Origin of the sequence: Pseudomonas sp. RIT-PI-q, from assembly GCF_001297125.1 — a bacterium.
Taxonomy (GTDB): domain Bacteria; phylum Pseudomonadota; class Gammaproteobacteria; order Pseudomonadales; family Pseudomonadaceae; genus Aquipseudomonas.
On sequence record NZ_LHPC01000044.1, the window covers coordinates 1 to 26,705 of the forward strand.

24 protein-coding genes, 1 rRNA gene and 3 pseudogenes are annotated in these 26,705 nt (G+C 59.0%); 16 read left to right on the plus strand and 12 right to left on the minus strand.

Annotation, left to right across the window (positions count from 1 at the left end):
- The 4 genes from rrf to AEQ67_RS23035 all read left to right on the plus strand — a co-directional run.
- Positions 1 to 78 (plus strand): 5S ribosomal RNA (rrf, locus tag AEQ67_RS36850); the annotation flags it as partial.
- A gap of 148 nt (positions 79 to 226) precedes the next feature.
- On the plus strand, positions 227 to 886 hold the full coding sequence (locus AEQ67_RS23025) for a paraquat-inducible protein A (protein ID WP_059406119.1): 660 nt from the start codon (positions 227 to 229) through the stop codon (positions 884 to 886).
- Positions 873 to 1,496, plus strand: a complete 624-nt coding sequence (locus tag AEQ67_RS23030) for a paraquat-inducible protein A (protein WP_059406120.1) — start codon at positions 873 to 875, stop codon at positions 1,494 to 1,496. Before AEQ67_RS23025 ends, AEQ67_RS23030 begins: the two co-directional genes overlap by 14 nt.
- Positions 1,489 to 3,792: a PqiB family protein gene (locus AEQ67_RS23035; RefSeq protein ID WP_059406121.1), complete on the plus strand. Its 2,304-nt coding sequence runs from the start codon at positions 1,489 to 1,491 to the stop codon at positions 3,790 to 3,792. Before AEQ67_RS23030 ends, AEQ67_RS23035 begins: the two co-directional genes overlap by 8 nt.
- Positions 3,793 to 3,995: 203 nt before the next feature.
- On the opposite strand, the gene mksF is transcribed toward AEQ67_RS23035, so the two are convergent.
- The 3 genes from mksF to mksB are packed head-to-tail and all read right to left on the minus strand — an operon-like array spanning position 3,996 to position 8,801.
- The gene (mksF, locus tag AEQ67_RS23040) at positions 3,996 to 6,836 is read right to left on the minus strand and encodes an Mks condensin complex protein MksF (protein ID WP_059406122.1); all 2,841 of its coding nucleotides are present in this window, start codon (positions 6,834 to 6,836) and stop codon (positions 3,996 to 3,998) included.
- Positions 6,833 to 7,534, minus strand: a complete 702-nt coding sequence (gene mksE / locus AEQ67_RS23045) for an Mks condensin complex protein MksE (RefSeq protein WP_059406123.1) — start codon at positions 7,532 to 7,534, stop codon at positions 6,833 to 6,835. The genes mksF and mksE overlap by 4 nt, the downstream gene beginning before the upstream one ends.
- Complete coding sequence (gene mksB, locus AEQ67_RS23050; RefSeq protein WP_059406124.1) at positions 7,524 to 8,801, minus strand: Mks condensin complex protein MksB; 1,278 nt, start codon at positions 8,799 to 8,801, stop codon at positions 7,524 to 7,526. Before mksB ends, mksE begins: the two co-directional genes overlap by 11 nt.
- Positions 8,802 to 9,007: 206 nt before the next feature.
- Between mksB and AEQ67_RS23055 the strand changes: the two genes are divergently transcribed.
- Together AEQ67_RS23055 and rimI are read left to right on the plus strand one after the other, a co-directional pair.
- Positions 9,008 to 9,748 carry an energy transducer TonB gene (locus AEQ67_RS23055; RefSeq protein ID WP_059406125.1) on the plus strand — a complete coding sequence of 247 codons (741 nt, stop codon included), beginning with the start codon at positions 9,008 to 9,010 and terminating at the stop codon, positions 9,746 to 9,748.
- Entirely contained in the window at positions 9,741 to 10,193 is a 453-nt protein-coding gene (gene rimI / locus AEQ67_RS23060; protein ID WP_008145534.1) for a ribosomal protein S18-alanine N-acetyltransferase, read from the plus strand. The genes AEQ67_RS23055 and rimI overlap by 8 nt, the downstream gene beginning before the upstream one ends.
- Positions 10,194 to 10,319: 126 nt before the next feature.
- Here rimI and AEQ67_RS23065 read toward each other — a convergent pair whose 3' ends face one another.
- Positions 10,320 to 10,724, minus strand: a complete 405-nt coding sequence (locus AEQ67_RS23065; protein WP_059406126.1) for a hypothetical protein — start codon at positions 10,722 to 10,724, stop codon at positions 10,320 to 10,322.
- 169 nt (positions 10,725 to 10,893) lie between these two features.
- Between AEQ67_RS23065 and can the strand changes: the two genes are divergently transcribed.
- Positions 10,894 to 11,538 (plus strand): carbonate dehydratase, encoded by a 645-nt coding sequence (can, locus tag AEQ67_RS23070; protein WP_059406127.1) that lies wholly within the window; start codon positions 10,894 to 10,896, stop codon positions 11,536 to 11,538.
- Between the two features lie 6 nt (positions 11,539 to 11,544).
- On the opposite strand, the gene AEQ67_RS23075 is transcribed toward can, so the two are convergent.
- The 4 genes from AEQ67_RS23075 to AEQ67_RS23090 all read right to left on the minus strand — a co-directional run bounded on the left by AEQ67_RS23075 (position 11,545) and on the right by AEQ67_RS23090 (position 15,803).
- Entirely contained in the window at positions 11,545 to 12,069 is a 525-nt protein-coding gene (locus AEQ67_RS23075) for an SET domain-containing protein-lysine N-methyltransferase (RefSeq protein WP_059406128.1), read from the minus strand.
- Between the two features lie 181 nt (positions 12,070 to 12,250).
- On the minus strand, positions 12,251 to 13,423 hold the full coding sequence (locus tag AEQ67_RS23080) for a hypothetical protein (RefSeq protein ID WP_059406129.1): 1,173 nt from the start codon (positions 13,421 to 13,423) through the stop codon (positions 12,251 to 12,253).
- A gap of 166 nt (positions 13,424 to 13,589) precedes the next feature.
- Complete coding sequence (locus tag AEQ67_RS23085) at positions 13,590 to 13,910, minus strand: hypothetical protein (protein WP_059406130.1); 321 nt, start codon at positions 13,908 to 13,910, stop codon at positions 13,590 to 13,592.
- Positions 13,911 to 14,102: 192 nt separating this feature from the next.
- The gene (locus tag AEQ67_RS23090) at positions 14,103 to 15,803 is read right to left on the minus strand and encodes an acid phosphatase (RefSeq protein ID WP_059406131.1); all 1,701 of its coding nucleotides are present in this window, start codon (positions 15,801 to 15,803) and stop codon (positions 14,103 to 14,105) included.
- Between the two features lie 196 nt (positions 15,804 to 15,999).
- Here AEQ67_RS23090 and AEQ67_RS23095 point away from each other — a divergent pair, with 196 nt between their 5' ends.
- Positions 16,000 to 16,290 carry a nucleotidyltransferase family protein gene (locus tag AEQ67_RS23095; protein WP_059406132.1) on the plus strand — a complete coding sequence of 97 codons (291 nt, stop codon included), beginning with the start codon at positions 16,000 to 16,002 and terminating at the stop codon, positions 16,288 to 16,290.
- Between the two features lie 32 nt (positions 16,291 to 16,322).
- Positions 16,323 to 16,626, plus strand: a pseudogene (locus AEQ67_RS23100) (HepT-like ribonuclease domain-containing protein).
- 36 nt (positions 16,627 to 16,662) lie between these two features.
- On the opposite strand, the gene AEQ67_RS23105 reads toward AEQ67_RS23100, so the two are convergent.
- Complete coding sequence (locus AEQ67_RS23105) at positions 16,663 to 18,081, minus strand: short-chain fatty acid transporter (RefSeq protein WP_059406133.1); 1,419 nt, start codon at positions 18,079 to 18,081, stop codon at positions 16,663 to 16,665.
- Positions 18,082 to 18,283: 202 nt separating this feature from the next.
- On the opposite strand from AEQ67_RS23105, the gene AEQ67_RS23110 reads away from it, so the two are divergent.
- From AEQ67_RS23110 to AEQ67_RS23120, 4 genes and pseudogenes are all read left to right on the plus strand, one after another.
- Entirely contained in the window at positions 18,284 to 19,597 is a 1,314-nt protein-coding gene (locus AEQ67_RS23110; protein WP_059406134.1) for an MFS transporter, read from the plus strand.
- Between the two features lie 219 nt (positions 19,598 to 19,816).
- Positions 19,817 to 20,455, plus strand: a pseudogene (locus AEQ67_RS36855) (PAS domain-containing protein); the annotation flags it as partial.
- A gap of 150 nt (positions 20,456 to 20,605) precedes the next feature.
- Positions 20,606 to 21,043: pseudogene (locus tag AEQ67_RS36860) on the plus strand (methyl-accepting chemotaxis protein); the annotation flags it as partial.
- 163 nt (positions 21,044 to 21,206) lie between these two features.
- On the plus strand, positions 21,207 to 21,806 hold the full coding sequence (locus AEQ67_RS23120; protein WP_059406136.1) for a flavin reductase family protein: 600 nt from the start codon (positions 21,207 to 21,209) through the stop codon (positions 21,804 to 21,806).
- A 12-nt stretch (positions 21,807 to 21,818) separates the two neighbouring features.
- Here the strand turns inward: AEQ67_RS23120 and AEQ67_RS23125 are convergent, their stop codons facing one another.
- Both AEQ67_RS23125 and AEQ67_RS23130 read right to left on the minus strand, forming a co-directional pair.
- Positions 21,819 to 22,187 carry a cupin domain-containing protein gene (locus AEQ67_RS23125; RefSeq protein ID WP_059406137.1) on the minus strand — a complete coding sequence of 123 codons (369 nt, stop codon included), beginning with the start codon at positions 22,185 to 22,187 and terminating at the stop codon, positions 21,819 to 21,821.
- 76 nt (positions 22,188 to 22,263) lie between these two features.
- Positions 22,264 to 23,073, minus strand: a complete 810-nt coding sequence (locus AEQ67_RS23130; RefSeq protein ID WP_059406138.1) for an AraC family transcriptional regulator — start codon at positions 23,071 to 23,073, stop codon at positions 22,264 to 22,266.
- 151 nt (positions 23,074 to 23,224) lie between these two features.
- Here AEQ67_RS23130 and AEQ67_RS23135 point away from each other — a divergent pair, with 151 nt between their 5' ends.
- From AEQ67_RS23135 to AEQ67_RS23145, 3 genes are read left to right on the plus strand one after another with little or no spacing between them, the layout of a single operon-like run.
- Positions 23,225 to 23,866 carry a LysE family translocator gene (locus AEQ67_RS23135; protein ID WP_059406139.1) on the plus strand — a complete coding sequence of 214 codons (642 nt, stop codon included), beginning with the start codon at positions 23,225 to 23,227 and terminating at the stop codon, positions 23,864 to 23,866.
- Between the two features lie 45 nt (positions 23,867 to 23,911).
- Positions 23,912 to 25,006, plus strand: coding sequence for a D-alanine--D-alanine ligase (ddlA, locus tag AEQ67_RS23140; protein ID WP_059406140.1), 1,095 nt, complete (start codon positions 23,912 to 23,914; stop codon positions 25,004 to 25,006).
- A gap of 37 nt (positions 25,007 to 25,043) precedes the next feature.
- Entirely contained in the window at positions 25,044 to 25,472 is a 429-nt protein-coding gene (locus AEQ67_RS23145) for a TOBE domain-containing protein (protein WP_059406141.1), read from the plus strand.
- A 7-nt stretch (positions 25,473 to 25,479) separates the two neighbouring features.
- Here AEQ67_RS23145 and AEQ67_RS23150 read toward each other — a convergent pair whose 3' ends face one another.
- Positions 25,480 to 26,634, minus strand: a complete 1,155-nt coding sequence (locus AEQ67_RS23150) for a Fic family protein (protein ID WP_059406142.1) — start codon at positions 26,632 to 26,634, stop codon at positions 25,480 to 25,482.
- Between the last annotated feature and the right edge of the window lie 71 nt (positions 26,635 to 26,705).

Consider the following 26,705-nt stretch of genomic DNA (forward strand, 5'->3'; position numbering starts at 1 on the left):
CCCGAACTCAGCAGTGAAACGATGCATCGCCGATGGTAGTGTGGGGTTTCCCCATGTGAGAGTAGGTCATCGTCAAGATTAAATTCCGAAACCCCTATCTGCGTATGCAGGTAGGGGTTTTGTTTTGTCCGCAGGAAAGTACGATCTGGATACAGCACAAATTTGCACAGTTATTTTCGATCCATGACACTAGAATAGGTCCAACTTTTTCGGAGCCAGAGCCTTTATGCCAGACTCGGTTGACGCCCCAGGGCTGTCAGAATTACCGCTGGATGACTTGGTGGCGTGTCATGAGTGCGACTTGCTGATGCGCAAGCCCGAGCTCGCCCATGGCGAGAAAGCACTGTGCCCGCGCTGCGGCTACGAGCTCTACGCTCATCGGCACAACGTCGTGCAGCGCAGCCTCGCTTTGGTCCTCGCTGCTCTGTTGTTGTACATCCCGGCGAACTTTTTACCCATCATGCAGCTCCATCTACTCGGGCAGTCTTCGCACGACACTGTCTGGAGCGGTGTTGTTGGTCTGTTCGATACCGGCATGCAAGGCGTAGCCGTCGTGGTGTTTCTCTGCAGCATGGGAATCCCACTGCTCAAGCTGCTTTGCCAATTGGTCGTGCTATTGAGCATTCGCTTCGACATCGGGCGCAGTTACGGCTTGTTGCTCTACCGCATTTACCACCATCTTCGGGATTGGGGGATGCTCGAGGTCTACCTCATGGGCGTACTGGTGGCGATTGTAAAACTGGCAGATATGGCAGCCATTACCGTCGGTCTTGGTTTGGCGTGCTTTATTGGTTTGTTGTTGGTCCAGGTCTGGTTGGAGGTCGTGATGTCGCCTCATCAGATCTGGCAGGCTTTATCAGGAGAGGATGCCCATGCGGGCGATTGATGCAGGCATTCTGATTTGCGCCGAATGCCATGAATTGAATAAGCAGGAAGCTGACACCGATGAGCAGGTCTGTACCCGTTGTGGTGCACTGGTTCACGCCCGTCGCCCTAACAGTGTGATGCGTACCTGGGCGCTGCTGATCACCGCAGCTGTCCTCTACATCCCGGCCAACGTGCTGCCAATCATGACGGTGAGCTCACTGGGTCAGGGCGATCCCAGCACCATCATGTCCGGTGTGATCCAATTGGTTCAGCACGGCATGATTCCGATTGCAGCGGTGGTTTTCATCGCCAGTATCCTGGTGCCTACGTTCAAACTGGTGGGCATTGGACTGCTGCTGTTTTCCGTGCAACGTCGCCAGCCACTCTCGGCTCGCCAACGTATCTGGATGTATCGATTCATTGAGTTCATCGGCCGTTGGTCGATGCTCGATATCTTTGTGATCGCCATCCTGGTGGCGGTAGTAAATTTTGGACGGCTTGCCAGCGTCGAAGCCAATCTTGGCGCCATCGCTTTCGCCAGTGTGGTGATTTTGACGATGCTTGCCGCAGTAACTTTCGATCCCCGACTGATTTGGGATAACACGGAGTCGGACGACGACCATGACTGATTTGCCTACAGCGAAAACCCGACCGGCCTCGAACTGGTCAGCCATCTGGGTGTTACCCCTGATAGCCTTGATCATCGGCGGATGGCTCGGCTGGCGTGCCTACAACGAGACCGGTATCGAGATTCAGGTTCGTTTCGAAAGCGGTGAAGGCATTCAGGCCAACAAAACTGAAGTCGTTTACAAAGGCATGTCGGTCGGTAAGGTGAAAACCCTCAAGCTCGACGACGAAGGCGCCTCCAAAGGTGTGATCGCTACCGTCGAGATGAACAAGGACGTGGAGCAATACCTGCGGACCAGTACGCGTTTCTGGCTGGTCAAACCGAGCGTGACCCTGGCGGGTATCACTGGCCTGGAGACGCTAGTCTCGGGCAACTACGTGGCGATCAGCCCTGGTGAAGGCGAGCCGACTCGCAAGTTCAAGGCCCTGGCCGAAGAACCTCCACTGTCCGACGCCCAGCCCGGTCTGCACTTGACCATCAAGGCTGACCGCCTCGGTTCGCTGAACCGCGGTAGCCCGGTGTTCTACAAGCAGATCAAGGTCGGCCAGATTAAAAGCTACTTGCTGTCCGAAGACCAAAGCACGGTTGAACTCAAAGTCTTCATCGAGCCCACTTACGCCAAACTGGTGCGCAAACACACGCGTTTCTGGAACGCTAGCGGCATCAGCATCGACGCCAATCTGTCGGGTGTAAAAGTGCGCAGTGAATCCCTTGCGAGTATCGTCGCGGGCGGTATCGCGTTCGCCACACCGGAAAACCGCAAGGACAGTCCGCCCACCGATCCGAGCCTGCCGTTTCGTCTCTACGAAGATTTCGATGCGGCCGCCGCCGGTATTCGGGTCAAGGTCAAGCTCAGCGACTTCGAAGGCTTGCAGGCTGGCCGCACACCGGTGATGTACAAAGGCATCCAGGTCGGCAATCTCAAAGCATTGAAGATCGATCCGGATTTATCCGCTGCCACTGCAGAGCTGACCCTCGATCCGCTGGCCGAGGATTATCTGGTCGAAGGGACGCAGTTCTGGGTCGTTAAACCATCGATCTCCCTCGCGGGGATCACCGGCCTGGAAGCCTTGGTTAAAGGTAACTACATCGCCGTTCGCCCTGGTGACAAAGGCGCGGCGCCGCAACGCGAATTCGTAGCGCGGCCCAAGGCGCCGCCGCTGGATCTGCGGTCGCCGGGCTTGCACCTGGTGTTGTTCACCGAGAACCTTGGCTCGCTGGAAGTCGGCAGCCCGATTCTCTACAAGCAGGTCAAGGTCGGTTCGGTCCAGAGCTATCAATTCTCCCGCACCAAGAAGCAGTTGGTGATCGGAGTTCACATCGAGAAAGAATACGAAAGTCTGGTCAACGCCTCCACGCGGTTCTGGAATGCCAGCGGCATCACGCTGACGGGTGGATTGACGGGCGGAATCCAGGTCAAAAGTGAATCGCTGCAAAGCCTGATGGCAGGCGGTATCGCCTTCGAAACCCCGGAAGCCAAGGCGCCGTTGCAGAAGCGCATCCCGCGTTTCCGTCTATTTGCCAGTCACGATGATGCGACGCAAAAGGGCGCGGTGGTGACGATCAAGGTTGATCGCGCTGATGGTCTGCGCACTGGCACGCCGATCCGATTCAAAGGCCTGGATGTCGGCAAGATTGAAGATGTCGATCTGAGCGACGATCTGCAATCGGTCCTACTGACGGCCCGGATCACCGAAGTGCCGGAGCGTATTGCGCGGGTGGGCAGTCAGTTCTGGATCGTCAAGCCTGAACTGGGCCTGATCAAAACCTCGAACCTCGAAACGCTGGTCACCGGGCAATACATCGAAGTGCAACCGGCCGCGAAAAACCTCGGGCCGCAGAAGAACTTCGTGGCCTTGGCCAATCCGCCAGAGACCGCGAAGTCTGAAGCCGGTTTGAGTCTGGTGCTGAGCGCCGCTCGTCGTGGTTCGTTGAAAACCGGTGTGCCGGTGACGTATCGCGAAGTCACCGTGGGCAAGGTGACGGGCTATGAACTTGGCCAGACTGCGGATCGTGTGTTGGTGCACATTCTGATCGAGCCGAAGTACGCCGCATTGGTGCGCAGCGGCACCCGGTTCTGGAACACCAGTGGTTTTGGCTTCGACTACGGCTTGTTCAAAGGCGCAACGATGCGTACCGAATCGCTGGAGACGCTGATTCAGGGCGGCATTGCTTTCGCCACGCCGGACGGTGATCGCATGGGTAGCCCGGCGCGTGCGGAGCAGACGTTCCCGCTGTTCGAGAAGTTCGAAGATGAATGGCTGACCTGGGCGCCGAAGATCGCCATCGGCAAATAGTTTTTTGGTGTCTGTGATGACGCCTTCGCGGGCAAGCCCGCTCCCACAGTGGTCAGTGTCGTCTACAGATTTTGTGTACGACACAGACCCATTGTGGGAGCGGGCTTGCTCGCGAAGAGGCCCTGAACAACGCTGAAAGACTTGCCCACAAAAAAGGCCGCGATCCATTGGATCGCGGCCTTTTTGGTAGCTAACGGTTCAACTCAAACCGCATCCAGCTCCGGCTCATCCGCCTGCGCCACAACGGTCGCCTTCACTTCATCGTGACGACGAATGTACTTCCAGTCCGCCTCATCGATGTAGATCCCGTTCGGCCCGCTGCCGCCTTCCAGGTCAATCGCGACACTGGCGCAAACCTGAGGCTTCACACTCGCCAGGATCGGCACGAAGCCCAGTTGCAAACTGGTTTCCAGCAACGCGGCCTGGTTCTTCTCGTCGATGTCCGCCGCCTCGTCGAGGTAGTACGGCAGGCGCACGCGACCGGCCTGGTCGCGGTCCATCAAGTGCAACAACAAGTACATGTTGGTCAGCGCCTTGATGGTCATGGTGGTGCCGTTGGACGCCGCGCCGTCGATGTCGGTGTGGATCACCGGCTGGCCGTTGACCTTGGTGATCTCGAACGCCAGTTCAAACAAATCCTTGAGACCGAGCTGGTTGTGGTTCGCCGCCACCAGCCGCGCCAGGTATTCCTTGGCTTCTTCGTTCTTGTTGTCCTGATCGGCGCTTTGGCTCAGGTCGAAGACGGAGAGGGTTTCGCCTTCTTCGTACTGGCCGGCGCTGTGGATGATCTGGTCAATGTGCTTGAGCGCTTCCTTGTTAGGCGCCAGGACGATGCGGAAGCTTTGCAGGTTGGAGACCTGACGCTTGTTGATCTCGCGGTTAAACAACGCCAGTTGGTGTTCCAGGCTGTCGTAGTCGCTGCGGATGTTGCGCAGGGTCCGGGCGATGTCGGTAACGGCCGCACGACGCGCCTTGCCGAGGGTCAGGGCTTCGTCAGTGCGGTGCGCGTAGGCGTTGATCAGCAGTTGCAGGCGACGCTCCATATCGTCTTCGCTGTCGAACTTGGCCACACCCTTGAGGCGCACCTGAGCGTACAGCGCTTCGATCTGACCGTCGCTGCGCTGCAAACCCTGCCAGCTGTCCTGATAGTCATTGAGCAGCGGTAACAGGTTGTCCATGGAATCGTCGATCGGGTCCATGAACGGCGTACCGAACGGCAGGTCTGCGGGCAGCAGCTGACGGCGGCGCAGGGCGTCGTCGAGGGTGCGTTGCTTGGCTTCCATGTCGCCGATCTGGCGGCCGACCAATTGCAGCTTGGCCGACAGTTGCTGGACGCGCTCGGTGAAGGCGTCGCTGGAACGCTTCAATTCGTCTTGCGCGGCTTCCATCTGCGCCAGTTGCTCAAGCTTGTCGCCTTCCTCGGCGCTCAGGGTTTGCGCGCGGCGGAAATCTTCCAGGGCTTTCTGCGCGTCCAGCACTTGCTGGTACAGCGCTTCGGTCTGAGTCTTGCTGGCGGCGCGGTCGGCGACCACGGCTGCTTGGGTTTTCAGTTGCTTGAGTTCTTTTTCCAGACGCTCTTTCTGATCGCGCAATGCGGCGCGATCAGCCAGGGCTTGCAGGGCCGGTGGCTCGATATGGGAGATGTCGATGGAAAGTCCCGGCACGTCAAAACGCTCGCCTTTGAAGCCATCGAGGATCAGCTCCAGGGATTTGACCCATTGGCCGTCGTCGTCCAGCGCAATGCCATGCTCGCCCAGCGGCAGGCTGAACAGTGCGCTGTTGAACAAACGCATCAGGCGTTCAACGTCTTGCTGCGAGAACTCTTCACGCAAGCGCGCGTAGCTGTTGTTGTCGGCGTGATCGAGTTGCTGCTTGACCGACTTCAGGCGTTTTTCCAGATCGCGCAGACGTTCTTCCAGGTCTTCGGCGCTGAACTGCCGCGACTGGGCCAGCGCACCGGCCAGTTCGTCGTGCGCATCCTTGGCGGCGAGCAGTTGCTGCTCAAGGACTTTGACGTCAGTGATCAGGGCGAAGCGATGCTTGAGCACCGAGAGTTCGCCGAGCCAGCGCTGGATGCCGGAGATTTCCCGTTCCAGGCGCATCAGCTCCTGAGTACCGCCACGCTGATCGTTTTGCAGCGCGTCCTGCTCGTTGCGGTAATGCTCGGCCTGAATCGTCAGCTCTTCCTTGCGCGCACTGGCGTAGTCCGACCAGGTGCCGAGCAAGGAATCGAGCAGCGGCGAGATCCGGTGCAATTTGCCGCGCAGGATATTGCGCTGGGTAACGCCCGCCGCGAGGGCTTCGACCAAGGGGCCGGCCGTGACCAGCGAGTTATAGTCCTGCTCCATGCGTCGTACATCGCGAAACGCTTCTTCGCACGCGGCGATGTAATCGACACTGCCGGAACGCAGGCTGTGTTCGAAGGCATCGAGGAACAGCTGCTTGAGCTTGGCGGCAGTGATTTCGCGCATGTGCAGCAGGTTGATGAACAGTGCGCGGAAGGTTTTCAGGCTCTGCTCGCTGGTGGAGCGCAATGGAATCAGCGTCAGGTCCAGGGGAATCGAAGTGTGACCGCCGACCAGCAAACGACGCAGTTCATCCGGCTTGAGTTCGTAGGCTTTCAGGCCCTCGCGCTCCAGGTTGGTGAACAATTCTTTCTGACGCAGGCAGGTGTCGTTTTTCTGGTAATGCGCCAGGTCGAGTTTGCCGGCGTAGGCAAAGAACTGGTGACCGAAACCGCCACCCGGGCCGCGACCGACCACGCCGATCACATGTGGGCCGTGGGGCAGCGAGACTTCGACCAGAATGTAACTGGTGTCCGAGGCGAAGTAGAAACGCCGGGATTGTTCCAGGCTGTACTTGCCGAAACTCATGTCCGACATGCGCGCCAGGATCGGGAACTGCAAGGCGTTGATCGACGCGGATTTACCGAGGTTGTTCGCGCCGTAGACCGACAGCGGTTCTTCCAGCGGAAACAACCCGAGGCTGTAACCGGCGGTGTTCAAAAGGGCGAAGCGGCGAATGCCGTAGCGTTCCTTGCTCATGCGTCGGTCTCCTGTTCTTCGGCAATGGCACGGGCCATGGCGTCTTCTTCGCTTTCTTCTTCGAAGTCACTCAGATCGAGCGGGTCATCGGTTTCCAGCAGCTTTTCGTCGCTGTCGTCATCGATCAACACCGGCGCCGGCAATGGCAGCACGCTGTGCAGGCTCGCCGCCAGGTCACGGTCCTGCTGGACCGACAGGCAGACGTCGAGGAAGCGGTGCATCGGCGGCAGGAAACGGTAGATGCCGTTTTCTTCGCCGGCGAAGCCGAGCTGAGTCATGCGGCGCATGATTTTTTCTTCGAGTTCTTCGACGGTCTGCACTTCAGCCTGAATGAACAGGTCGCGGTACTTTTCCAGCAGCGACGGCAATTCATCGCGGCCGAGGCTGCCGCCGTCGAGCACGGCGACCGGGTCGCGGCCCTGGTCGGCCAGATGCTCGACGAGGATGAAGGGGAACAGCGCCAGCCGCGGGGCGGTCTGGTTCACCGCCGCTGCGGCGAGGGCCGGCACGAAGTAGTAGAAACCACGGGTGTCGCAGACCAGTTCAAAGCCCAGGGCCCTGAACAGCGTGCGGTATTGATCCTGGAAGTTCGACAGTTGCGCGTACAACTCAGGGTCGCGGCGGCTGACGTGGTAGCCCTTGAACAGCTCGCGAAAGATCGGTGCCAGCTGGGACAGTTCGGATAGATCAAGATGCATGTGGGATGCTCGCAGAATCCTCGGCAGCGCTGTCGCGGGCCGAGAGCAGGGCGAAGGAGCGCAGGCTGACCTGATGCTCGTGAGTGTGGTAATCGCGACGTTCGAGACGCTCGCGTTTGAAGCGTTTTTCCCGCGACAGGCGCGAGAACCAATAGAGCAATTCGTCGGTGGCGCCGTCCGGCTCCTGCTCCAGCAGCCAGGTCATCAGGTCCGGCATCGGCAGGGCGTCTTCGCACCGTTCGAGCATTTCCCGAACCGTGCGTGGCGCGCGTGGCGTTTCACCTTTCTGCGTCTTGTGGGCCTTGGGGAAACGCGCCGGTTTCGGCTCGAAACGGGCCAGTGCGTACACGTAGGCTTCGACCTGACTGGCGCTGCCGAGAAAGGTACTTTGCGGGCGGGTGAACATCGGCATCGCCGCTTGCGGCACGGCATCGATGCCTTTACGGCGAATGGCCGACAAGGCCAGCGCTGCGCCACGGGTCACGGCGTTATGGCGACGCGCCTCTTCACGCAACGGCAACAGCAGCTCACGGGCATGACGCAAGGTGAGCTGGGCACTGGTTTGCATCTCGAGGATGCGCGCGTGGGTGCGCAGCAGCATGTCGTCATCGACCAAGTGGCCGAGGCGCTGCTGTTCAGTGAGCATCTTCAGCAGAACGTTTTCGACCTTGCGCACGCCTTGTTCGAAGGCGCCGTCGGCGTTCACCAACTGGATCATCGGCTCGACGTATTCGTCCCAGGTCGCCAGCACTTCAGCGTAACGCTGACGCAGCGGGATCTGCCGGTCGCTGGTCTTGGCGCGCTCGGCGACGGCCACCAGGGCTTGTTCGTCGTTGGCGAGTTTCTTCAGAACATCGCGTACGCGCATGTCCAGCAGGCGTAATTGGCGCGCCAGGTCGTGGCCGTCGCGAATGTCGAAGGCGTCCTGGATGTAACCGGCCAGGCGTTCGAGGTGGCGCAAATAGGCTTCGATTTCCAGGCACAGGCCCAGCCGGTGCTCACGGCGCAGGTAAGCGAGGAAGTCGTGGATCTGCGCGTTAAGCTCGAAACGGTTCGGGCTTTTCGCCACGGGGACCAGAATGTCGAGGCGGATCCACACGTCCAGCAGGCTGGTGATGTCCTGCGGCGTACTGTCGAGTTGCTGGGCGGCCAACTGTGAACGCAGTTCGTTGAGGCTCAGGGTGCCTTGGTCGAAGTGCTCGCACAGTGGCTCCAGAAGTGCCCAGTGTTCAGCGAGGGCGCGCAAGACGCGCTTGGGTTCGATCATCGGGATGGCCGGCTGGTTGGCGATTAAAAGCCGCGATTGTACTGCATCGCAGGCGTGTCGATTCACTCTCGGGACGGGCTGTCGGTTTTCTATTGATCAACAGTGCGCGATCTTCAGCGAAGGGCGGTAGAATCAGCGCACTTTAGTTATCCACAAGTGGCCGACCTTTGCTTATCGAGTCTCGTCGTCGCGCTTATTTGACCGCCATGCAGGTGGTCAACTGGCTGCCGCGCACCGAATTGCCCTTTGCCGCGCCCTCGCGCCCCGAGCTGCTGGCGCTGCCCGAGCCATTGGTCGTCGCCCCGGTGGCGCCGGCGCCAGTGGCCGAAGCGCCCGTGGAACCTGTGGTCAAACCGGCCGAACGGGTGAAAATCGAAGTGCCACGGCCATCGTTGGCCAGCACGCGCACCAACGCCAAGGTCGAAGGAGAGGCTGCGCCGGTCGTGGCCAAGGCAACGGTCGTGCCGCCGCCGCGCTTTGCCCTGCAACTGCTGCGGGCCGGGCGCTGCCTGCTGCTGGTGGAGTTACCCACAGGCGAACCGTTCCAGACCCGCGACCCCGCTTATATGTTGCTCAAGGACATGCTGCGCGCCGCCGGTCTGCCGGACAGCCCGCAGATCGTCGGCGAGCCGGTGCGTTGGCCGCTACTGGTCCGCGGCACAATGGATCAGGGCCCGGAAGCCGCTCGCGACTTCGTCCAAGGTTTTCTCTCGGCCCGGCTCGAAGACGCTCCGTGCGTCTGTTTGTGGCTGATCGGCCTGCCGGCGGTGCGCTTTGCCGGTGAGGCGAACGCCGAATCCTTCAACCGTGAACTCCAGGTCGAAGGCCTGGGCTCGGTCTGGGCCCTGCCGGGCCTGGAATTATTAATGGAAGAGCCACAGCGTAAGGCTGATGTCTGGCAAGCCATGCGTCGGCTGATGGCGCGTTGGAAAGAATCGAATGAGTGACGCTGTATCTTTTCGCCCAATGACTGAGGCGGACCTGGACGCTGTACTGAAAATTGAATACGCGGCGTATAGCCATCCGTGGACCCGGGGGATTTTCCTCGATGGCCTGGGCAAGTATCAGATCTGGCTGATGTTCGAAGGGCAGCAGCAGGTCGGGCACGGGGTGGTGCAGATCATTCTGGATGAAGCACACCTGCTGAACATCACCGTCAAACCGGAAAACCAGGGCCGTGGCCTGGGTTTGACGCTGCTTGAGCATTTGATGTCCCGGGCGTATGACGCCAAGGCGCGAGAGTGTTTCCTGGAAGTGCGCGACAGCAACCGTGGCGCATTCAAGTTGTATGAGCGGTACGGGTTCAACGAGATCGGCCGGCGTCGGGATTATTATCCGGCGGTGGGTGGGCGAGAAGATGCGGTGGTCATGGCCTGTACTTTGGTGGATTGATCCTTTTAAAAGCTTCGCGGGCAAGCCTCGCTCCTACAGGGTTTTGGCGTCCACAGATGTTGTGTTCGGCGAAAAACCTGTAGGAGCGAGGCTTGCCCGCGAAGGCGTCCTCACTGACGGCAACGATCAACGATTACCGTCCATCGGATCACGCTGCGCCATCTCTTCCTCATCCAGCCCGTTACCCCCGCCGATATCGTCCTCATCGACGATACTCAGGTCCCAATCGGCCTGCCCATCTTCACCCGCTTCATGGGCGTCCCGCGCGCCGTCTTCATGAATCAGGGTTTCCGGGCTCATGTCGTCGTCGGTAGACTCATGGTCATCGGTCGAGGCCCCGGTCATGCCGGCTTCGCGTACTCGGCCCTTGGGCATCAGCCGTTCACGCTCGGATTGCGGTAATTCGTCGCCGATTTTGGCGCTGGGTTCTTCCTCGTCGAAATCCAGCTCATGTACCGAACCCATGCGGTCTTCATTGTCATCGATGGACTCGGGTTGCACCGCATCGAAAGGACGTCGTGAATCAGTCATGGCAATTCCTCATACTGTGGGCCTTACTAGGGTGGACCTACAGGGCCCACAAGAATTCAGCCGGCATGGAAAACCGGGCCGCCATTAAGTGCATCAGGGCATTTCGCACGTGACCCCGACGGGCGGTTGTCTGTCATAAAGCAGCGCATCAATCTCGAGGCTTCACAGCATGAACGAATTACAAGATCTGATTGATAACAACGAACGCTGGGCTGAAGCGATCAAGCAGGAAGATCCGGACTTCTTCTCCAAGCTGGCCCGCCAACAGACACCGGAATACCTGTGGATCGGTTGTTCCGATGCCCGCGTGCCGGCCAACGAGATCGTTGGCATGCTGCCGGGCGATCTGTTCGTGCACCGCAACGTCGCTAACGTGGTGCTGCACACTGACCTGAACTGCCTGTCGGTGATTCAGTACGCCGTCGACGTGCTCAAGGTCAAACATATCCTCGTCACCGGCCACTATGGCTGCGGCGGCGTGCGCGCCTCGATGCAGGACCGTCAGTTGGGCCTGATCGACGGCTGGCTGCGCTCGATTCGCGATCTTTATTATGAAAAGCGCGAAGAACTGGCCACGTTGCCCACCGAAGAAGAGCGGGTCGACCGCCTCTGCGAACTCAACGTGATTCAACAAGTCGCCAACGTCGGGCACACCAGTATTGTGCAAAACGCCTGGCATCGCGGGCAGAAGCTGTCGATTCACGGTTGCATCTACGGCATCAAGGACGGTCGCTGGAAAAGCCTGAACGCAACCATCAGCGGTTTTGAGCAATTGCCGCCGCAGTACCGCCTGCGTCCGGTCGAGGCGTTGTAACGCCTTTCAGCACAGACTCCGCCGACGCCAGTGTTGCAAAAACAACTGGCCGTCGGCGTTTGGCGGTTCATCGTAGCCGGTGATCCAGCCTCGGCAGTCGTAGGCGCCGCACTGGCAGGCGAACTGACGTCGCAGTTGGTCTTCAGTGGCAGCGTAATCCATCGTCAGCCGGTCACCTTTTTTGATGTCCTTCAGCGCCCACAGCCACAGCTCGCTCATGTCGAGAAATACGTTTGGGTCGCAGGAGTGACGCAGCAGCCCGCAGAAACGCGGGTCGTAGACATGGATGCCCGGCGCCAGTTGCCGGGAATGCTGGCAGCGATAGGGCAGCAGTTGCCCCGAAGCCCGGCAGATTCGGCTGATCCGGGGGAATTCGCGCAGTGCCGTCACGGCTATCGCTTTGCCCATGGCGCTGTAAATGATTTCGAAGTCGCCCCGGGATGGGAATCCAAGGCGAACGGGAAGCGCTGCAAATGGATAAATTCCATCGGGTGGCTGCTCAGAAGTCCCGTACAGAGTGTGGGCTTTCATAACGATCCTTGTCGGTTGGCTGCTGCGACTTCCGTCAGCCGACGCTCCTGCCGGCCCTGCAACACATAGGTACGCCTCAAGCCTCTCGCAAATGGAACCACCGGTCTACTGTCATTACTGACAGGCGAAATGTGCGCGTTCCCGCGTCAGCCATCGCCCACATGGGAACGTCATGCATCGTCTACAGGTGCGGAGCGGGCATCGCGGTTGCGGGAGCCGGGGCCTTGAGCTGTTTGAGTTGGGACTTGATCGGCGGCGTCGCGCACTTGGCTGCGGCTTGGTCAGGCGTAAGGTTGCGGATCGAGGTGTAGAACAGTTCGCAGGTCTTTTCTTTCTGGCTCACTTGCCAGGTCTGGGTGCAGTTTTTCAGCTGAACTTGAGGGTCAGTGCCCGGTTTGCTGCCCATGCCGGCCTGCCAGCACGCGGCGCTCAAATCCTGGCCCATGACTTTCAAGCCTGCGGCGTCGGCCTTGGCCTGTGCATCTTCACCGGTGTAGGTCGCGGGGTCGGCGGCGTACCAGATGTAGCTTGGGTGGTTGGAACCCAATACCGGCACGTTCACCCCCGCACTCGGACTGATCATTGCCAATCCGAGCACGTTCACGGTCGCCCCGTATTGCTGTTTGATCCAGTTACGCACCGGTGCGCCGAAGGCAACCATCGGTAACGCGGCACCGCTGGCGTTCTGGCTGACGTCCTTGACCATGGTGGTCTGATAATCCTTGAAGTAGTCGTAGACGCCTTCCAGATCCTTGCCGGCGTTGGACGGCGCGGCAATCGGCGCGATGTCGATGATGGTCTGGTAGCCCGGCGTCTGGTCGGCGGGGATGCCGTTGTCGGTGAGCAGCGTGGCCCAGCGATCCGTGGTGGCAGACCTCAGGTAATCCTGTGCCTGGGTCAACGAGTAATCCGGGGGGAAATGCAGCAGTTCAACGCTTTTACGGTTTTCCAGCGCCATGCCCAACGGTAGGAACAGATACCAGCTGTAGGCCCACTTGCCATCGGCATTCAGCTTGCTAGCGCCGGTGTAGGCCAGATCGCCGGCATCGAGCAGCGCAGCCAGTGGTTTTTGATAGCCTTCGGGTACGCCGCTGATTTCGGCGTAGAGCTGATCGTTATCGGTTTTCACCAGGACTTTCGCCGCGCTATAGCCATCGCGTTGCACACTTTGGGTCAGGTAATGCTCGACGGTCTGTTCCAGCGTCCAGTTGCGAAAGCAGATCACGTTGCAGTTGTTGGGGTAGGCAAACAGGCGCGTGACGCGTTCGGTGCTGCCCAACTTCAAGTCGACATCGGCGTGGGCGGCGGCGCTCAGGGTGAGGGCGGCAAGGGTGAGTCCTGCAAGTTTGAACATGCTCAGATCCTTTTCAGCGATGAGTCCCTGGGATAGGGACGAGCGTCATACTGGATCAGCAAGGGTAGACAGAGAAGCGCCGTGAAACAGAATTATTGTGATGCGCCGGGGATGCAGTCAGATAGCCCGCCGCTCCTTTGCGACGGGCCGGCACTTTGCTGTGGCGTTACAACAGATGCAGGGCTAAATCGCTTCCAGCGCGCAAGTATTCGACTTGGGCCACCACGGCATCTTTAACAATGGCTTCGCCGGTGTCGGTCAGTTTGGCTTTCTTCGCATCGATAATTGCCAACTGCAGTAGCTGCATGGCGACATCCATGGCTTTTTGAAAAGCCGTCACATTGTTATGGTGGCCAAATTCGTGAATGACAGCTTCCATGCGTCTGTCGGCATCATCGCGCAGTTTTTTGTATTCAACGAATGAAACTCTGCCGTCCTGGTAAATTTCATTAATCATTTCTTCCAGCGATTTCGATATTGAAGGCATTTACTTTTCCGTCCTTGGTTAATGCAGTTTTTACTGAATAGAAGTTATCTGCTCCGTCGAAGTCTAACGCGGTGATTTGTGCGTTGGAGATAGGACCTTACTTGGCTTTGTGTCAGGCAACACCGAACCTGTTTGTAAGACCAATCCATGTGCGGGCATTCGCCCCTTGGTAAGGGGCGATGCCATTTTCAGTCAGCTCGTAAAGTGCAAGGCATTGGTCAAATCCCCCATCGGCTTTTGGCCACGGGCAATCATCGATTCATCGCGCAGTCTGATCCCGTCGAGTGTCTCCAGTTGGAACACCCGGGTGATAAGTCGCAGGATCGACGCCGTGTCGTAGACCGTATGGTCCACCGTGCCCTTGCGCGAGAACGGTGAAATCACCAGCGCCGGGATACGTGTCCCCGGGCCCCAGCGATCGCCTTTGGGCGGAGCAACATGATCCCACCAGCCGCCGTTTTCATCGACCGTGATGACCACCACCATGTTTTTCCATTGCGGGCTTTGCTGCAAAACCTTCAGTGCGCGGACGATATGCCGGTCGCCCGACGCCACGTCTGCGTAGCCCGCGTGCATGTTCAAGTTGCCCTGAGGTTTGTAGAACGTCACCGCTGGCAGCTTGCCGGCTTCAGCGTCCGCCAAAAATTTGTTGGTGCTCGACTCATCGCCCAAACCGCCATCGCGCAGGCGCTTGCTGCGTTCCGCCGGGTTTTCCGGGCCTTGGCGTTTGAAATAGTTGAACGGCTGATGGTGGTACTGGAAGTTCGGAATCTTCGGAATGGCGCCCGAATCCTTGTACTCATCGATCGTCGCTTGCCACGCGCCGCCGTACCACGCCCAGTCGACGTTTTTCTTCGAGAGTTTGTCGCCGATATGTTCGTGCGTTTGTGGGACGAGCACGCTGGGCAAGTCGGCTTTGGCATAGTCCGGACGCTCAGGGTCGCGGATCCAGGTCGGCCAGTAGGGTGGCGCCATGGTGTTCACGGCATAGCCGTCGGGCGTCAGCAGGCTCGGGCCGAATTGCGGCGGGCCAGTCATGGCGCTGCTGGGCGACTGGGCCAAGGGCTTGAGGCGCGTGTCGGTCGGATCATCGCTCTGCAACGTGGCGATCTGTGACTTGGCCACCGAGTTGGCGGCATCCGGGTAAAACGGCACCTGGGCACTAATCAGGTATTGATGGTTCAGGTACGAACCGCCGAAAGCGCCCTGGAAAAAGTTATCGCACAGGACGAATTCCTTGGCGACGTCCCACAAGCGCAACGAGTAGCGAGTCTGGGCGTAATGGCCGAACGTCAGGGCACCGGAATCGGCCCATGCCACAAAGTGATCGTTCTTGCCGCCGTTGATCTGCATCTGGTTTTGATAGAACACATGCCACAGGTCGCGAGTCACCAGGCTCAGGGGCAAGTCTTCGCCCTGTGGCCCTTTAAGGGCGAACGGAGCATTGGGCAGATGTTCCTGAAACTGCGTACCGCTGGGATAAATCACGCCATCGAGGGTTTGCGGACCGACCTGATTCACGCCACCCCATACCGGAGGCAGGCCCGACAGCACGCTGCCATCGCGGTCGCGTTGCAGGTATTGCTCGGGTTTGATCGCGGACAGCGGGTTTTCGATGCCGGGGAAATCGGCGAACAGATTGTTGAAGCTGCGGTTTTCGCCGTAAATCACCACGACGTTTTTCACCTGCTCGCGCAGGGCTTTGTCCAGTTCGGTGGGCGTCAGTGGTCGTTCGACCGGTTTTCCCGGTTCATCGCCATGGGTGCCGCAAGCGCTTAAGGTGGCGCCTACACCCAATACCGCCACACCACCGAGGAAACGGCGGCGGCTGGTATCGGTGGGTTGATCGCCTTCGGGGGAGGGGATGTCGCTTCCATCTTTTTCGTCGTTCATTCCGACTCCTGTCTTGTGAAGTTGTTGCAATATATTTCAGTAGGACGCTATCAGTGCGATGTGATGGGTACATTACACGAGAGTTTCGATTGGCTGACACTTCGATGACCGGCATGCATCCTGTAAAGGTGTGCGGTGTTTGCCATCCTCAGGCACTGCTAGACTGGCGCGATACCGAATCGAGTAAAGGTAAATCATGAAACCCTCCACCGCTCTTGATCTACAACGTGCAGCTGTTCGCGAGGTCGTCGGTCGATTTCGTACGTCTAACCCTCGTGTATTCGGCTCGGTACTGTTTGGAACAGATGAAGAGGGAAGCGACCTTGACCTGCTGGTAGATGCTCTGCCCGGTGCTACGCTTTTTGACCTTGGAGGGCTTCAGGTCGAGCTTGAAGACTTGCTGGGCGTAAGCGTTGACCTGCTGACACCAGGGGATCTTCCTTTGAAATTTCGTCAGCAGGTGCTTGAGCAGGCTCGGCCGGTATGACCGAAAATCGTCTCGACGACTAACTTGACCATATGCGTCAGGCGGCTGCCGATGCGCTGATTTTTGTCGAAGGGTTGAGCAAAGAAGAGTTTTTCGACGACAAGCGCACACAGCAGGCGGTCATCATGAGCCTCATCATTATTGGCGAGGCGGCGACCAAGATCATGGATCGCTATGCGGAGTTCGCCACGCAAAACGGCGAAGTGCCATGGCGCAGCATGCGCGGTATGCGCAATTGCCCACGGCTACTTCGATATCAATCTTGAGGTGGTGTGGGATACGGTTCAGGCAGCGTTGCCTGAACTTCTGAAGGTATTACCCGGCGATCAAACCTGATTGCACCTGCATTGCTGCAGGTGCAATCAACTGTGTTTACGGCATCACCGGCGCCGTATACGTCAGCGTCGTCCCCAACGCCCATAGCAGAAACAGCACCAGCGGCGTGTGCACCAGCAGTTGCACGAACGAGAAGCCGATCAAGTCCCGTGCCTTCAACCCCAGTACGCCCAGCAGCGGCAGCATGTAGAACGGGTTGATCAGGTTCGGCAGCGCTTCGGCAGCGTTGTAGATCTGCACGGCCCAGCCCAGGTGGTAGTTCAGGTCGGTGGCCACTTGCATCACGTACGGCGCTTCGATGATCCATTTGCCGCCGCCGGACGGGATGAAGAAACCGAGGATCGCCGAGTACACACCCATCAACAGCGCGTAGGTGTCGTGGGACGCGATTTGTACGAAAAAGGTCGAGATGTGGTGGGCCAACGTCTGGGCGTCAGTGCCTTTGACGGTGGTCATCAGCGCGGCGATCGAGCCGTACAACGGGAACTGGATCAACACGCCTGTGGTGGTCGGCACCGCACGGCTTACCGCGTCGAGGAAGCTGCGCGGGCGCCAGTGCAGCAGGGCACCGAGCATGATGAACAGGAAGTTGTAGGTGTTCAGTCCGGAAATAGCACTGATCGCCGGTTTGGTCGAGAACTCGTGGAACAGCCATCCGGCGGCCAGCAGCACCAGCAGAATCGTCAACAGCGGGCTGTGTTCCAGCCATTCGCCGGGACGGGTGCGCGGTTGCAGCGGTGGCAGGTTGAAACTCGGGTCGACGCCGCAGGCCTTGGCATCACGCGCGGTGGTCGGGCCGGGCGCGGTGGCGTAGGCAATGATCAGCGAGATGATGATCAGCGCCAGCAACATCACGCCCGATTGCCAGAGAAAGATCGTTTGAGTGAAAGGAATCACCCCGGTGATCGACAGGATCGACGGCGGCAGACTGGCCGGGTTGGCCTGCAACTGCGCAGCCGATGACGACAGGCCCAGGGCCCACACCGCGCCAAGACCGAGATATGCCGCAGCACCCGCGGCGCGGTAGTCCATTTTCAGATCGGCACGACGGGCGAGGGCGCGCACCAGCAAACCGCCAAACACCAGCGACAGCCCCCAGTTCAGCAGCGCCGCGACCATCGAAATCAAGGCCACCCAGGCCACGGCGGAGCGGCCGTTTTTCGGGATGCGCGCCAGCCGGTCGATCAGTTTCACCGCCGGCGGCGAGCTGGCGACCACGTAGCCGCCGATCACCACGAAAGCCATCTGCATGGTGAACGGGATCAAGCTCCAGAAACCGTCGCCGAATGCCATGGCGGCATCAGTGGGTTTGGCACCCATGGCCATGGTGGCCACAGCGACGATAATCACCGCCAGCGCGGCAAACACCCAGGAATCGGGGAACCAGCGTTCGGCAAAACTTGAACAGCGCAGGGCAAAGCGGGCGGAGCGGGTATCTTCGATAACAGCGGCCACGGGAGTACCTCGAATTTTTATGTTTGTTGTGGTCTTCAGGGCCGCAGAGGCCCGTCTGGACAGGTGCCAACAGTAAATCAATCAGTCCTTTTTTGTGACGAAGTTTTACCAGACTGAGACTTTGGTCTAACGGGTTGTCCGTGGGCGCGTTTGCGTAGACCATGGGCGCCTTGGTTTTTTGCCTATGCCAGAGTTCTTTTTCATGACTGCCAATACCGATTCGCGCCCGGCGCCGTTCAGCCGCTCGGACTACAAGACCCTTGGCCTTGCGGCGCTGGGTGGCGCGCTGGAAATCTACGACTTCATCATTTTCGTATTTTTCGCGCTGACCCTCAGCCAGCTGTTTTTCCCACCGGAAATGCCCGAATGGCTGCGATTGCTGCAAAGTTTCGGGATCTTCGCCACCGGTTACCTGGCGCGGCCCTTGGGCGGGATCCTGATGGCGCATTTCGCGGACAAATTGGGGCGCAAGAAGGTTTTCAGCCTGAGCATCCTGATGATGGCGCTGCCGTGCCTGCTGATCGGCATCATGCCGACCTACGCCCAAATCGGCTATTTTGCGCCGTTGCTGCTGTTGGCCCTGCGCATCCTTCAGGGCGCGGCCGTCGGTGGTGAAGTGCCGAGCGCCTGGGTGTTCGTTGCCGAGCATGCGCCGGTTGGCCATCGCGGTTATGCCCTCGGTTTCCTGCAGGCGGGGCTGACCTTTGGCTATTTGATCGGCGCATTGACGGCGACGTTTCTGGCACAGGCGTTCACCCCGGCGGAGATCCTCGATTACGCCTGGCGTTACCCGTTCCTGCTGGGTGGCGTGTTCGGTGTGATTGGCGTCTGGCTGCGGCGCTGGCTTAGTGAAACGCCGGTGTTCATGGCGATGCAGGCTCGTCGCGATGCCGCGGTCGAACTGCCGCTGCGCACGGTCTTGCGTGAACATCGCCTGGCCATGCTGCCGGCGATGATCCTCACCTGTGTGCTGACCTCGGCAGTGGTGGTGTTCGTGGTCATCACCCCGACCATGATGCAGAAAACCTTTGGCATGACCGCCAGCCACACCTTCGCCCTGAGTGCCTTGGGCATTGTTTTTCTAAACATTGGTTGTGTACTTGCCGGGTTGCTGGTTGACCGTATCGGCGCGTGGCGCACCGTGATGCTCTATAGCCTGCTGCTGCCGCTGGGCATCGGCGTGCTCTATACCAGCCTGATCATCGGCGGTAGCTGGATCGGTCTGGCCTACGCAGTGGCCGGCCTCTGTTGCGGCGTGGTTGGCGCAGTGCCGTCGGTGATGGTCAGCCTGTTTCCGGCACGGATTCGTGTCTCGGGGATTTCCTTCACCTACAACATTGCCTACGCGGCCTGGGCGAGTATCACACCGTTGCTGTTGATCGGCCTGATGCCGTGGAGCCCATGGATCTGTGTGATCTTCAGCGCAGTGATGGGCGCAGTGGGGATCAGCAGCGCCGCGTATTTCGGGACGCGGATGTCGAGCGTTGGAAGTTGCCCGGCTGCTGGTGCGGTCTGAGTGACGGGGGCGGTAGGCGATGCGCCACTAATTTTGTAGGACAACCCTGAAACACTCTTCAGAAAATACCCGCAAGGCCGATGGATAAGCTGCATGCCGCTTTTTATCTCTGTCCATCGGTACTTTCCCATGTTCAACAAACGCTTGAAGCAGGAGCTCTCGGCTCTTCGCGAAGAACTCTCCAGCCTTCAGCAAGTGAAGGAAAGTCTGGAAAGCGAGATGCTGGTTTTGACCCTCGATGCCGATGGGCGTGTTCAATCGATCAACCAGAATTTCCTCGGCGAGATGCTCTACAAGAGCAACGACCTGATTGGCCGGCACATCGATGACATCGTCCCGGCGCATGTCAAATCCGACGAATTTCACCATCGCTTCAAGGCCGCGTTGACCCGTGGCGAGCATTTCGCCGGCGCCGTGCGCCTGTTACGTGGTAATGGCCAGGAAGCCTGGCTGCGCTCGATTGTGCAGCCAGTGCGCGGAGCGGATGGGCGCATCAAGCATTTCTCGATTTATTCCAGCGACCTGACCCGCACCATCGAGGCGTCCCGTGAGCATGAGAACCTGATCGGTGCACTGGTGCGCTCGACGGCGGTGATCGAGTTCGATCTCAATGGCAACGTGCTGGTGGCCAATGACCGTTTCCTCAGCGGCATGGGTTACAGCCTGGCGCAGATCAAGGGCAAACATCACCGTACCTTTTGTGAGCCGCAGGAATACAACAGTGCCGAGTATCAGAACTTCTGGCGTCGCCTGAACGCCGGCGAATTTGTCGCTGGCCGTTTCAAACGTGTCGACAGCCACGGGCGCGTTGTGTGGCTGGAGGCGTCCTACAACCCGGTGGCCGACGCCAACAACAATCTCTACAAAGTGGTGAAATTCGCCACGGTGATCACCGATCAGGTCAATCAGGAACGCGCGGTTGCCGAAGCGGCCAACATTGCCTACAGCACCTCACAGCAAACCGACAGTAGCGCTCAGCGCGGTAATGCCGTGGTGACTCAGGCGGTGAATGTGATGCGTGACCTGGCCAGGCACATGCAAACCGCCGGCGAAGGCATCGAAGCGTTGAACGAGCAGTCGCTGGTGATCGGCACCATCGTCAAGACCATCAGCGGCATTGCCGAACAGACCAACCTGTTGGCGCTCAACGCGGCCATTGAAGCGGCTCGGGCCGGTGAGCAGGGTCGAGGTTTTGCGGTGGTGGCGGATGAGGTCCGGCAACTGGCTTCGCGTACCAGCCAGGCGACTGATGAAATTGTCGGTGTGGTGCGTCAGAACCAGGAAATGGCCCGCAACGCCGTGGCCCTGATGACCGACGGCAAACTCCAGGCTGAACAAGGCCTGGCGCTGGCGGCGGAGGCCGGTACGGTGATCGTCGAGATCCAGGACGGTGCGCAGAAAGTGGTGAACGCGGTCGGGCAGTTTGCCAATCAGTTGGCGACTTGATTAATCGGCGCTAGCCCTTGAAAGATCGCAGCCTTCGGCAGCTCCTACAGGGGATTGTGTTCTCTCTGTAGGAGCAGCCGAAGGCTGCGATCTTTTCGTCTGTGCAATCCGCATCTCGCGGGATATCGCTACAATCGGCGCTTTCTCCCAGGAGCAGACCGCCATGAGCCTTTCCCACCGCCGCCCGGTTCCGTTGTCCAAGGCCTATCGTCTGCTCAATCACGGTCCGACCGTGCTGGTCAGCGCCACGCATGACGGACAGCGCAACATCATGGCCGCTGCCTGGGCCATGCCGCTGGATTTCGAACCGCCGAAAATCGCCGTGGTGCTGGACAAGTCCACCTGGACCCGGCAACTGCTGGAAGCCTCAGGCACCTTCGTACTGAACGTGCCCTGCGCCGCGCAGGCCGATATCGTCCAGACCGTTGGCTCGACCTCCGGCCTGGAATTGACCCAGGGCCACGGCCAGGACAAGTTCCAGGTCTATGGCTTGCCAACCTTCAGCGGCGAACTGATCGATGCGCCGATGCTCGAAGGCTGCGTCGCCTGGCTGGAATGCCGGCTGCTGCCGGAACCCGGCAACCACCAACAATACGATCTGTTCCTGGCCGAAGTGATTGCCGCCCAGGCGGACGAACGGGTGTTCAGCGACGGTCGCTGGCACTTCGAGGGGCAAGATGCGTTGCGCACTTTGCACCACGTGGCGGGCGGGCATTTCCTGAAAATTGGCGACCCGGTGGACGGAAAATCGTTGCAGCCCTAAGCCGGCTGCTGCTTACACCCACACGTCATTCTGCGCCGTGCGCTCGCCACCTTCAGTGCCGGTGTTCAGCACGCCTTTGGGCTCGATCAGCAGCAGTTTTACCTCGTGCTCGGCGTACGGTTTGTGCTCGACCCCCTTTGACACCACGTACATTTCGCCGGCGTTGACCAACACGTGGCCATCGCGAAAGTCGATGCGCAACTGCCCTTCGAGGACGATGAAGGTTTCGTCGGTATCGAGGTGGTCGTGCCAGATGAAATCCCCCAGCAACTTCACCACCTTGAACTGGTAGTCGTTCATTTCGGCGATGACCCGAGGCGTCCAGTGCGAGTCGATCCGGGCGATTTTTTCAGCGAAATTCAGGCTTTCGTAAGCTTTCATGAAGCGGCTCTCGTGGTTGATCGTCAATCCACGATAACCAGCGCATGAGCGTGCTTCTTGTACGATTGTGCGTGGCTCAGCGGCGGTGCATTTTCATCCAGCGGGCCGGCGTCAAGCCGTAGGTTTTACTGAATAGCCGGGTCATGTGGCTCTGATCGGTGAAACCGGCAATCAACGCGGCGCTGACCAGTGACTGGCCCTGAATCAGCAGCGACCGGACCAGGTCCAGGCGGCGCATGGTCAGGTATCGATAAGGGCTGGTGCCGAATAACAGGCGAAAATCCCGCGACAGGCTCCAGCGATCCCGACCGCTGTGGTGCGCCAGTTCCTCCAGTGTCACGGTGCGATCCAGGGCGCTGTGGATGTACTCCCGCGCACGTTCTGCTGCCACATAGTCGAAACTCTGGTGAGTCGCCGTCACACCGCAAACCGTGCTCAAGGCCTGCGCCAGATCGAACAGTGCATCCTGTTCTTCCAGTGGATCGAGAGGGCCATCCAGGCTGCGCAACAGCGCATCAGTGGCGGCGAACAAACGCGGGTCGGTCGACAGCCCGGTCTTGATGAACGGCAGCGGCTGCCCGCCAAGCATCTGCTGGATCAGCGCCGGCTGGATGTACATCATCCTGTATTGAAACCCGATCTCGGTGCCGGCCTCGCCATCGTGGATTTCGTCCGGGTGCAACACCATGGTTCCACCGGGCAAGCTGTGGCGCCAGCTGCCGCGATACTGGAAGCTCTGCACACCGGCGAGGGTTCGGCCGATGGCGTACGTGTCGTGGCGATGAAGGTCGTAGCCGTGGCCGGCAAAAAACGCTTCGAAACGCTGTAGCCCGCCGGCGTCGGGCGCGCGATGGAACCAGTCGATGGGAGGCGTGTGCTTGGCCATGGTGTCGTTGTCATGAGCTTGATGCGGAACACGTTAACCCAGTGATTCCCGTCTGTCTGCTGTCCGATAGAACCACCCGGCCGGTAGAAAAAACCGGGCTAATGTTGCAAGGTGTCGGATCTTCTCCCGAGCCACGAAGGCGACCCACAGTATGGATATGTTCCCACTGAGCTACGCCGCTCCATTGTTGTCATTGGCGCTGTTGTGGACGGTTGCGGTGGTGACGCCGGGGCCGAATTTTTTCAATATCGCGCAATTGGCGGCCAGTCACTCCAAGCGTCACGGCGTAGTGGCCGCACTGGGCGTGGCGACCGGTACTGTGCTTTGGGGCCTCGCGGGCGGGCTGGGAATCAAGTCGCTGTTCAGCGCGGCGCCGACGCTCTACCTGAGCTTCAAGATTGGCGGTGGTTGTTATCTGATCTATCTGGGATTGAAGCAATTCAAGCGCAAAACGCCTTTGGTCGCGGGCGATAGCGGCTCGGTGGGCGAAGCGGGGCGCACGTTGTTGTCGGTTTATGGGCAGGGCTTTCTGGGCAATATGACCAACCCCAAAGCTGCACTGTTCGTCGCGACGATCTTCGCCACGGCCATGCCCGCTACTGTGCCGCCGATGTTGCTGGCGCTGGCGGTGCTGACCATGGCGACCCTGTCCTTCAGTTGGTATTGCAGCGTGGCGCTGCTGTTTTCCAGCCGTCGGGTGGCGGGGGTTTACGAGCGCTCGCGAAAATGGCTGGATCGCTTTGCCGGCAGTTGCTACCTGCTGTTCGGTGCACATCTGGTGGCCAATCGCTGAGTGGCGTCCAGTTCTTCTTTCACTTGTCACAATTGAGGCCAGGCAATGAGCAAGCTGCGTGTGGGGATTATTTTTGGCGGGCGTTCGGCTGAGCACGAAGTATCGCTGCAGTCGGCGAAGAACATCGTCGATGCGCTGGATCGCTCACGCTTCGAACCGGTGCTGATCGGGATCGACAAGCAGGGCCACTGGCACCTCAACGACCCGTCGAACTTCCTGCTCAACCAGGAAAATCCGGCGCTGATCGCCCTCAATCAATCCAATCGCGAACTGGCCGTTGTGCCGGGCAAGTCCAGTCAACAATTGGTGGAGACCTCCAGTCAGGAACTGCTCGGCCACGTCGATGTGATCTTCCCGATTGTTCACGGCACCCTGGGGGAAGACGGTTGCCTGCAAGGTCTGCTGCGCATGGCCGATTTGCCGTTTGTCGGCTCCGATGTGCTGGGTTCGGCCGTGTGCATGGACAAGGACATCAGCAAGCGCCTGTTGCGGGATGCCGGGCTGGCCGTCACGCCGTTCGTGACGCTGACCCGCGCCACGGCGGCGCGCACCGGATTCGCCGAGGTCAAAGGCAAGCTCGGTCTGCCGCTGTTTATCAAACCGGCGAACCAGGGTTCTTCCGTGGGTGTGAGTAAGGTCAACGACGAAGCTGAATACACGGCGGCGATTGAACTGGCCCTGGGTTTCGATGAGAAAGTGCTGGTCGAGTCCGCCGTCAGCGGCCGCGAGATCGAATGCGCGGTGCTCGGCAACGAGGACGCCATCGCCAGCGGTTGCGGCGAAATCGTGGTGCGCAGCGGCTTCTATTCCTACGAGAGCAAGTACATCGACGACAAGGCGGCTGAAGTGGTGGTGCCGGCCAATATCAGTGTTGAAGCCAGCGAACGCATTCGTGCCTTGGCCGTCGAGGCCTTTCAACTGCTAGGCTGTTCCGGGCTGGCACGGGTCGATGTGTTCCTCACCGACAGCGGCGAAGTGCTGATCAACGAAATCAATTCACTGCCAGGCTTCACCCGTATCAGCATGTACCCCAAGCTCTGGCAGGCCGCCGGCATGACTTACAGCGAACTGGTCAGCCGCTTGATCGAGCTGGCGCTGGAGAAACACAAGGCGCGACAGGCGCTGAAGATCTCGCGCTAGGTTCAATACAACAAAAATAATCCGAGGTGACAACGCCATGAAAGTCAGCGCACGTAACGTATTCAAAGGCACCATCAGTCAATTGCAGCCCGGCGCCGTCAACGCCGAAGTCTCGCTGAAACTGCCGGGTGGCAATGAACTGGTGGCCGTGGTCACCATGGCCAGCGTGAAAAGCCTGGGCCTGGCGGTTGGCAAGGAAGCGGTCGCGCTGGTGAAGGCACCGTGGGTGATGTTGATGACCGAATCCAGCGACATTCGCCTCTCGGCCCGCAATTGCCTGGAAGGCAAGGTCACCAGCGTCATCGACGGCTCGGTGAACGCTGAAGTGGTGATCCAGCTCGACGGCGGCACCGAGGTCTATTCGATTGTGACACGTGAGGCTGTTGCAGAACTGGGCCTGGCGCCGGGTGTGAGGGCGACGGCAGTGATCAAGGCTTCGCACATTATTTTGGGTGTGCCGGCGTGATGCAGCGTTAAGGATTTTCCAGCTGCTCAGGGATAAAACCTTGCTCTCTCAGCCCTTTGATTACACCTCGGATCAAATAATTATTTGAGAAACCGATGGTGTACAGCCTGGCTCCTTCCTTGATAGGAAGGAGCATTCCTTGACTCACCAGTTTTTTGATCAAATAGGTGCGTTGGCTAGATGATAGATCCGGCAATGCGTTGGCGAGATCTGCCGACTTAACAACGCCTTCAGTGATCGCTATATCCAGCACAGCCTCTTCTGTTTTGGTAATCCATTCACGCTGACGGGCGAATGTAACGGCAGGCGTGAGAATTGAGTGTTTGAGATAGGCGTAGTCGGTGAGTCGATCGACCTTGGCAATCTCATCCTTTACCCCTTCAAGCACATAAATACACCACGCTTCGAGACCTGCTTTCGTGCCGGTGTCAGCAACTCCGAGCATTGCGTAATAGCGCTCGCGATCGTTACAAAAAACGGCTGTCGGATTCAGCACTCTTCCGCCTGTGTTTACGTTGAATCCATATTTCATCAGGAGCGCGTAAGTGAGTAGCCTCACTACGCGGCCGTTGCCATTTCCGAATGGGTGGATCCATCCAAATCTATGGTGAGCCAAGGCGACTTTCATCAGATCGTATTTGGGTAGGTCGTCGTGGTTCACGAAGTCCACCAGTTCTTGCATGTAACCCGGTACCTGAATAGCTTCAGGCGGAAGGTGCTCCGATTGTGCGATACGTACGGGGGTTTGACGGTAGGCCCCAGGAGTTCGATCGCCCTCGCGCTCTAGTTCCTCGACGGTCATCGCATGAATTTCGCGAATGATCCATTCGGTGAGAGGTTCACCTTGGCGCATGATTTCTTCGATGTAACTCATGGCTTTTTCGATGTTGGCCACTTCACGCAGTTGGTCACTATCTGTTGCCTTGCCCTCTATTTTATTGTCCAGGTAGTCGGCCAAGGTAGTGTGGTTACCCTCGATCCGTGCTGATCCCAAGCTTTCCAATGTATGAAAAATTGCCTTGAGCTGGAAAAACACTGGAGCTGGAGTATCGCCTTCGAGTCGCAGGCGTCTTAGGTGTTCCAGCTCACTCAACACATCCACCAATGGGGAGTCGAAAGTTGGGTTCAGGAGCTGAAGTTCGTGATGGGAAAAATCAGGCATGTGAGATTTATCTCTGGAGCTGCGGAAGGTTATCTCTAACGAGGCCCTCAATAGGCCCTATTTATAGGGCT

Excerpts from the sequence above, each read along its gene's own strand:
- ddlA (WP_059406140.1), top strand. The coding sequence starts at position 23,912 with ATGAGCAAGCTGCGTGTGGGGATTATTTTTGGCGGGCGTTCGGCTGAG.
- can (WP_059406127.1), top strand. The coding sequence starts at position 10,894 with ATGAACGAATTACAAGATCTGATTGATAACAACGAACGCTGGGCTGAA.
- AEQ67_RS23090 (WP_059406131.1), bottom strand. The coding sequence starts at position 15,803 with ATGAACGACGAAAAAGATGGAAGCGACATCCCCTCCCCCGAAGGCGAT.
- AEQ67_RS23135 (WP_059406139.1), top strand. The coding sequence starts at position 23,225 with ATGGATATGTTCCCACTGAGCTACGCCGCTCCATTGTTGTCATTGGCG.
- AEQ67_RS23145 (WP_059406141.1), top strand. The coding sequence starts at position 25,044 with ATGAAAGTCAGCGCACGTAACGTATTCAAAGGCACCATCAGTCAATTG.
- AEQ67_RS23035 (WP_059406121.1), top strand. The coding sequence starts at position 1,489 with ATGACTGATTTGCCTACAGCGAAAACCCGACCGGCCTCGAACTGGTCA.
- AEQ67_RS23150 (WP_059406142.1), bottom strand. The coding sequence starts at position 26,634 with ATGCCTGATTTTTCCCATCACGAACTTCAGCTCCTGAACCCAACTTTC.
- AEQ67_RS23085 (WP_059406130.1), bottom strand. The coding sequence starts at position 13,910 with ATGCCTTCAATATCGAAATCGCTGGAAGAAATGATTAATGAAATTTAC.
- AEQ67_RS23110 (WP_059406134.1), top strand. The coding sequence starts at position 18,284 with ATGACTGCCAATACCGATTCGCGCCCGGCGCCGTTCAGCCGCTCGGAC.
- AEQ67_RS23055 (WP_059406125.1), top strand. The coding sequence starts at position 9,008 with ATGCAGGTGGTCAACTGGCTGCCGCGCACCGAATTGCCCTTTGCCGCG.
- AEQ67_RS23030 (WP_059406120.1), top strand. The coding sequence starts at position 873 with ATGCGGGCGATTGATGCAGGCATTCTGATTTGCGCCGAATGCCATGAA.
- rimI (WP_008145534.1), top strand. The coding sequence starts at position 9,741 with ATGAGTGACGCTGTATCTTTTCGCCCAATGACTGAGGCGGACCTGGAC.
- mksF (WP_059406122.1), bottom strand. The coding sequence starts at position 6,836 with ATGAGCAAGGAACGCTACGGCATTCGCCGCTTCGCCCTTTTGAACACC.
- AEQ67_RS23130 (WP_059406138.1), bottom strand. The coding sequence starts at position 23,073 with ATGGCCAAGCACACGCCTCCCATCGACTGGTTCCATCGCGCGCCCGAC.
- AEQ67_RS23075 (WP_059406128.1), bottom strand. The coding sequence starts at position 12,069 with ATGAAAGCCCACACTCTGTACGGGACTTCTGAGCAGCCACCCGATGGA.
- mksE (WP_059406123.1), bottom strand. The coding sequence starts at position 7,534 with ATGCATCTTGATCTATCCGAACTGTCCCAGCTGGCACCGATCTTTCGC.
- AEQ67_RS23025 (WP_059406119.1), top strand. The coding sequence starts at position 227 with ATGCCAGACTCGGTTGACGCCCCAGGGCTGTCAGAATTACCGCTGGAT.
- AEQ67_RS23120 (WP_059406136.1), top strand. The coding sequence starts at position 21,207 with ATGAGCCTTTCCCACCGCCGCCCGGTTCCGTTGTCCAAGGCCTATCGT.
- AEQ67_RS23095 (WP_059406132.1), top strand. The coding sequence starts at position 16,000 with ATGAAACCCTCCACCGCTCTTGATCTACAACGTGCAGCTGTTCGCGAG.
- AEQ67_RS23065 (WP_059406126.1), bottom strand. The coding sequence starts at position 10,724 with ATGACTGATTCACGACGTCCTTTCGATGCGGTGCAACCCGAGTCCATC.
- mksB (WP_059406124.1), bottom strand. The coding sequence starts at position 8,801 with ATGATCGAACCCAAGCGCGTCTTGCGCGCCCTCGCTGAACACTGGGCA.
- AEQ67_RS23125 (WP_059406137.1), bottom strand. The coding sequence starts at position 22,187 with ATGAAAGCTTACGAAAGCCTGAATTTCGCTGAAAAAATCGCCCGGATC.
- AEQ67_RS23080 (WP_059406129.1), bottom strand. The coding sequence starts at position 13,423 with ATGTTCAAACTTGCAGGACTCACCCTTGCCGCCCTCACCCTGAGCGCC.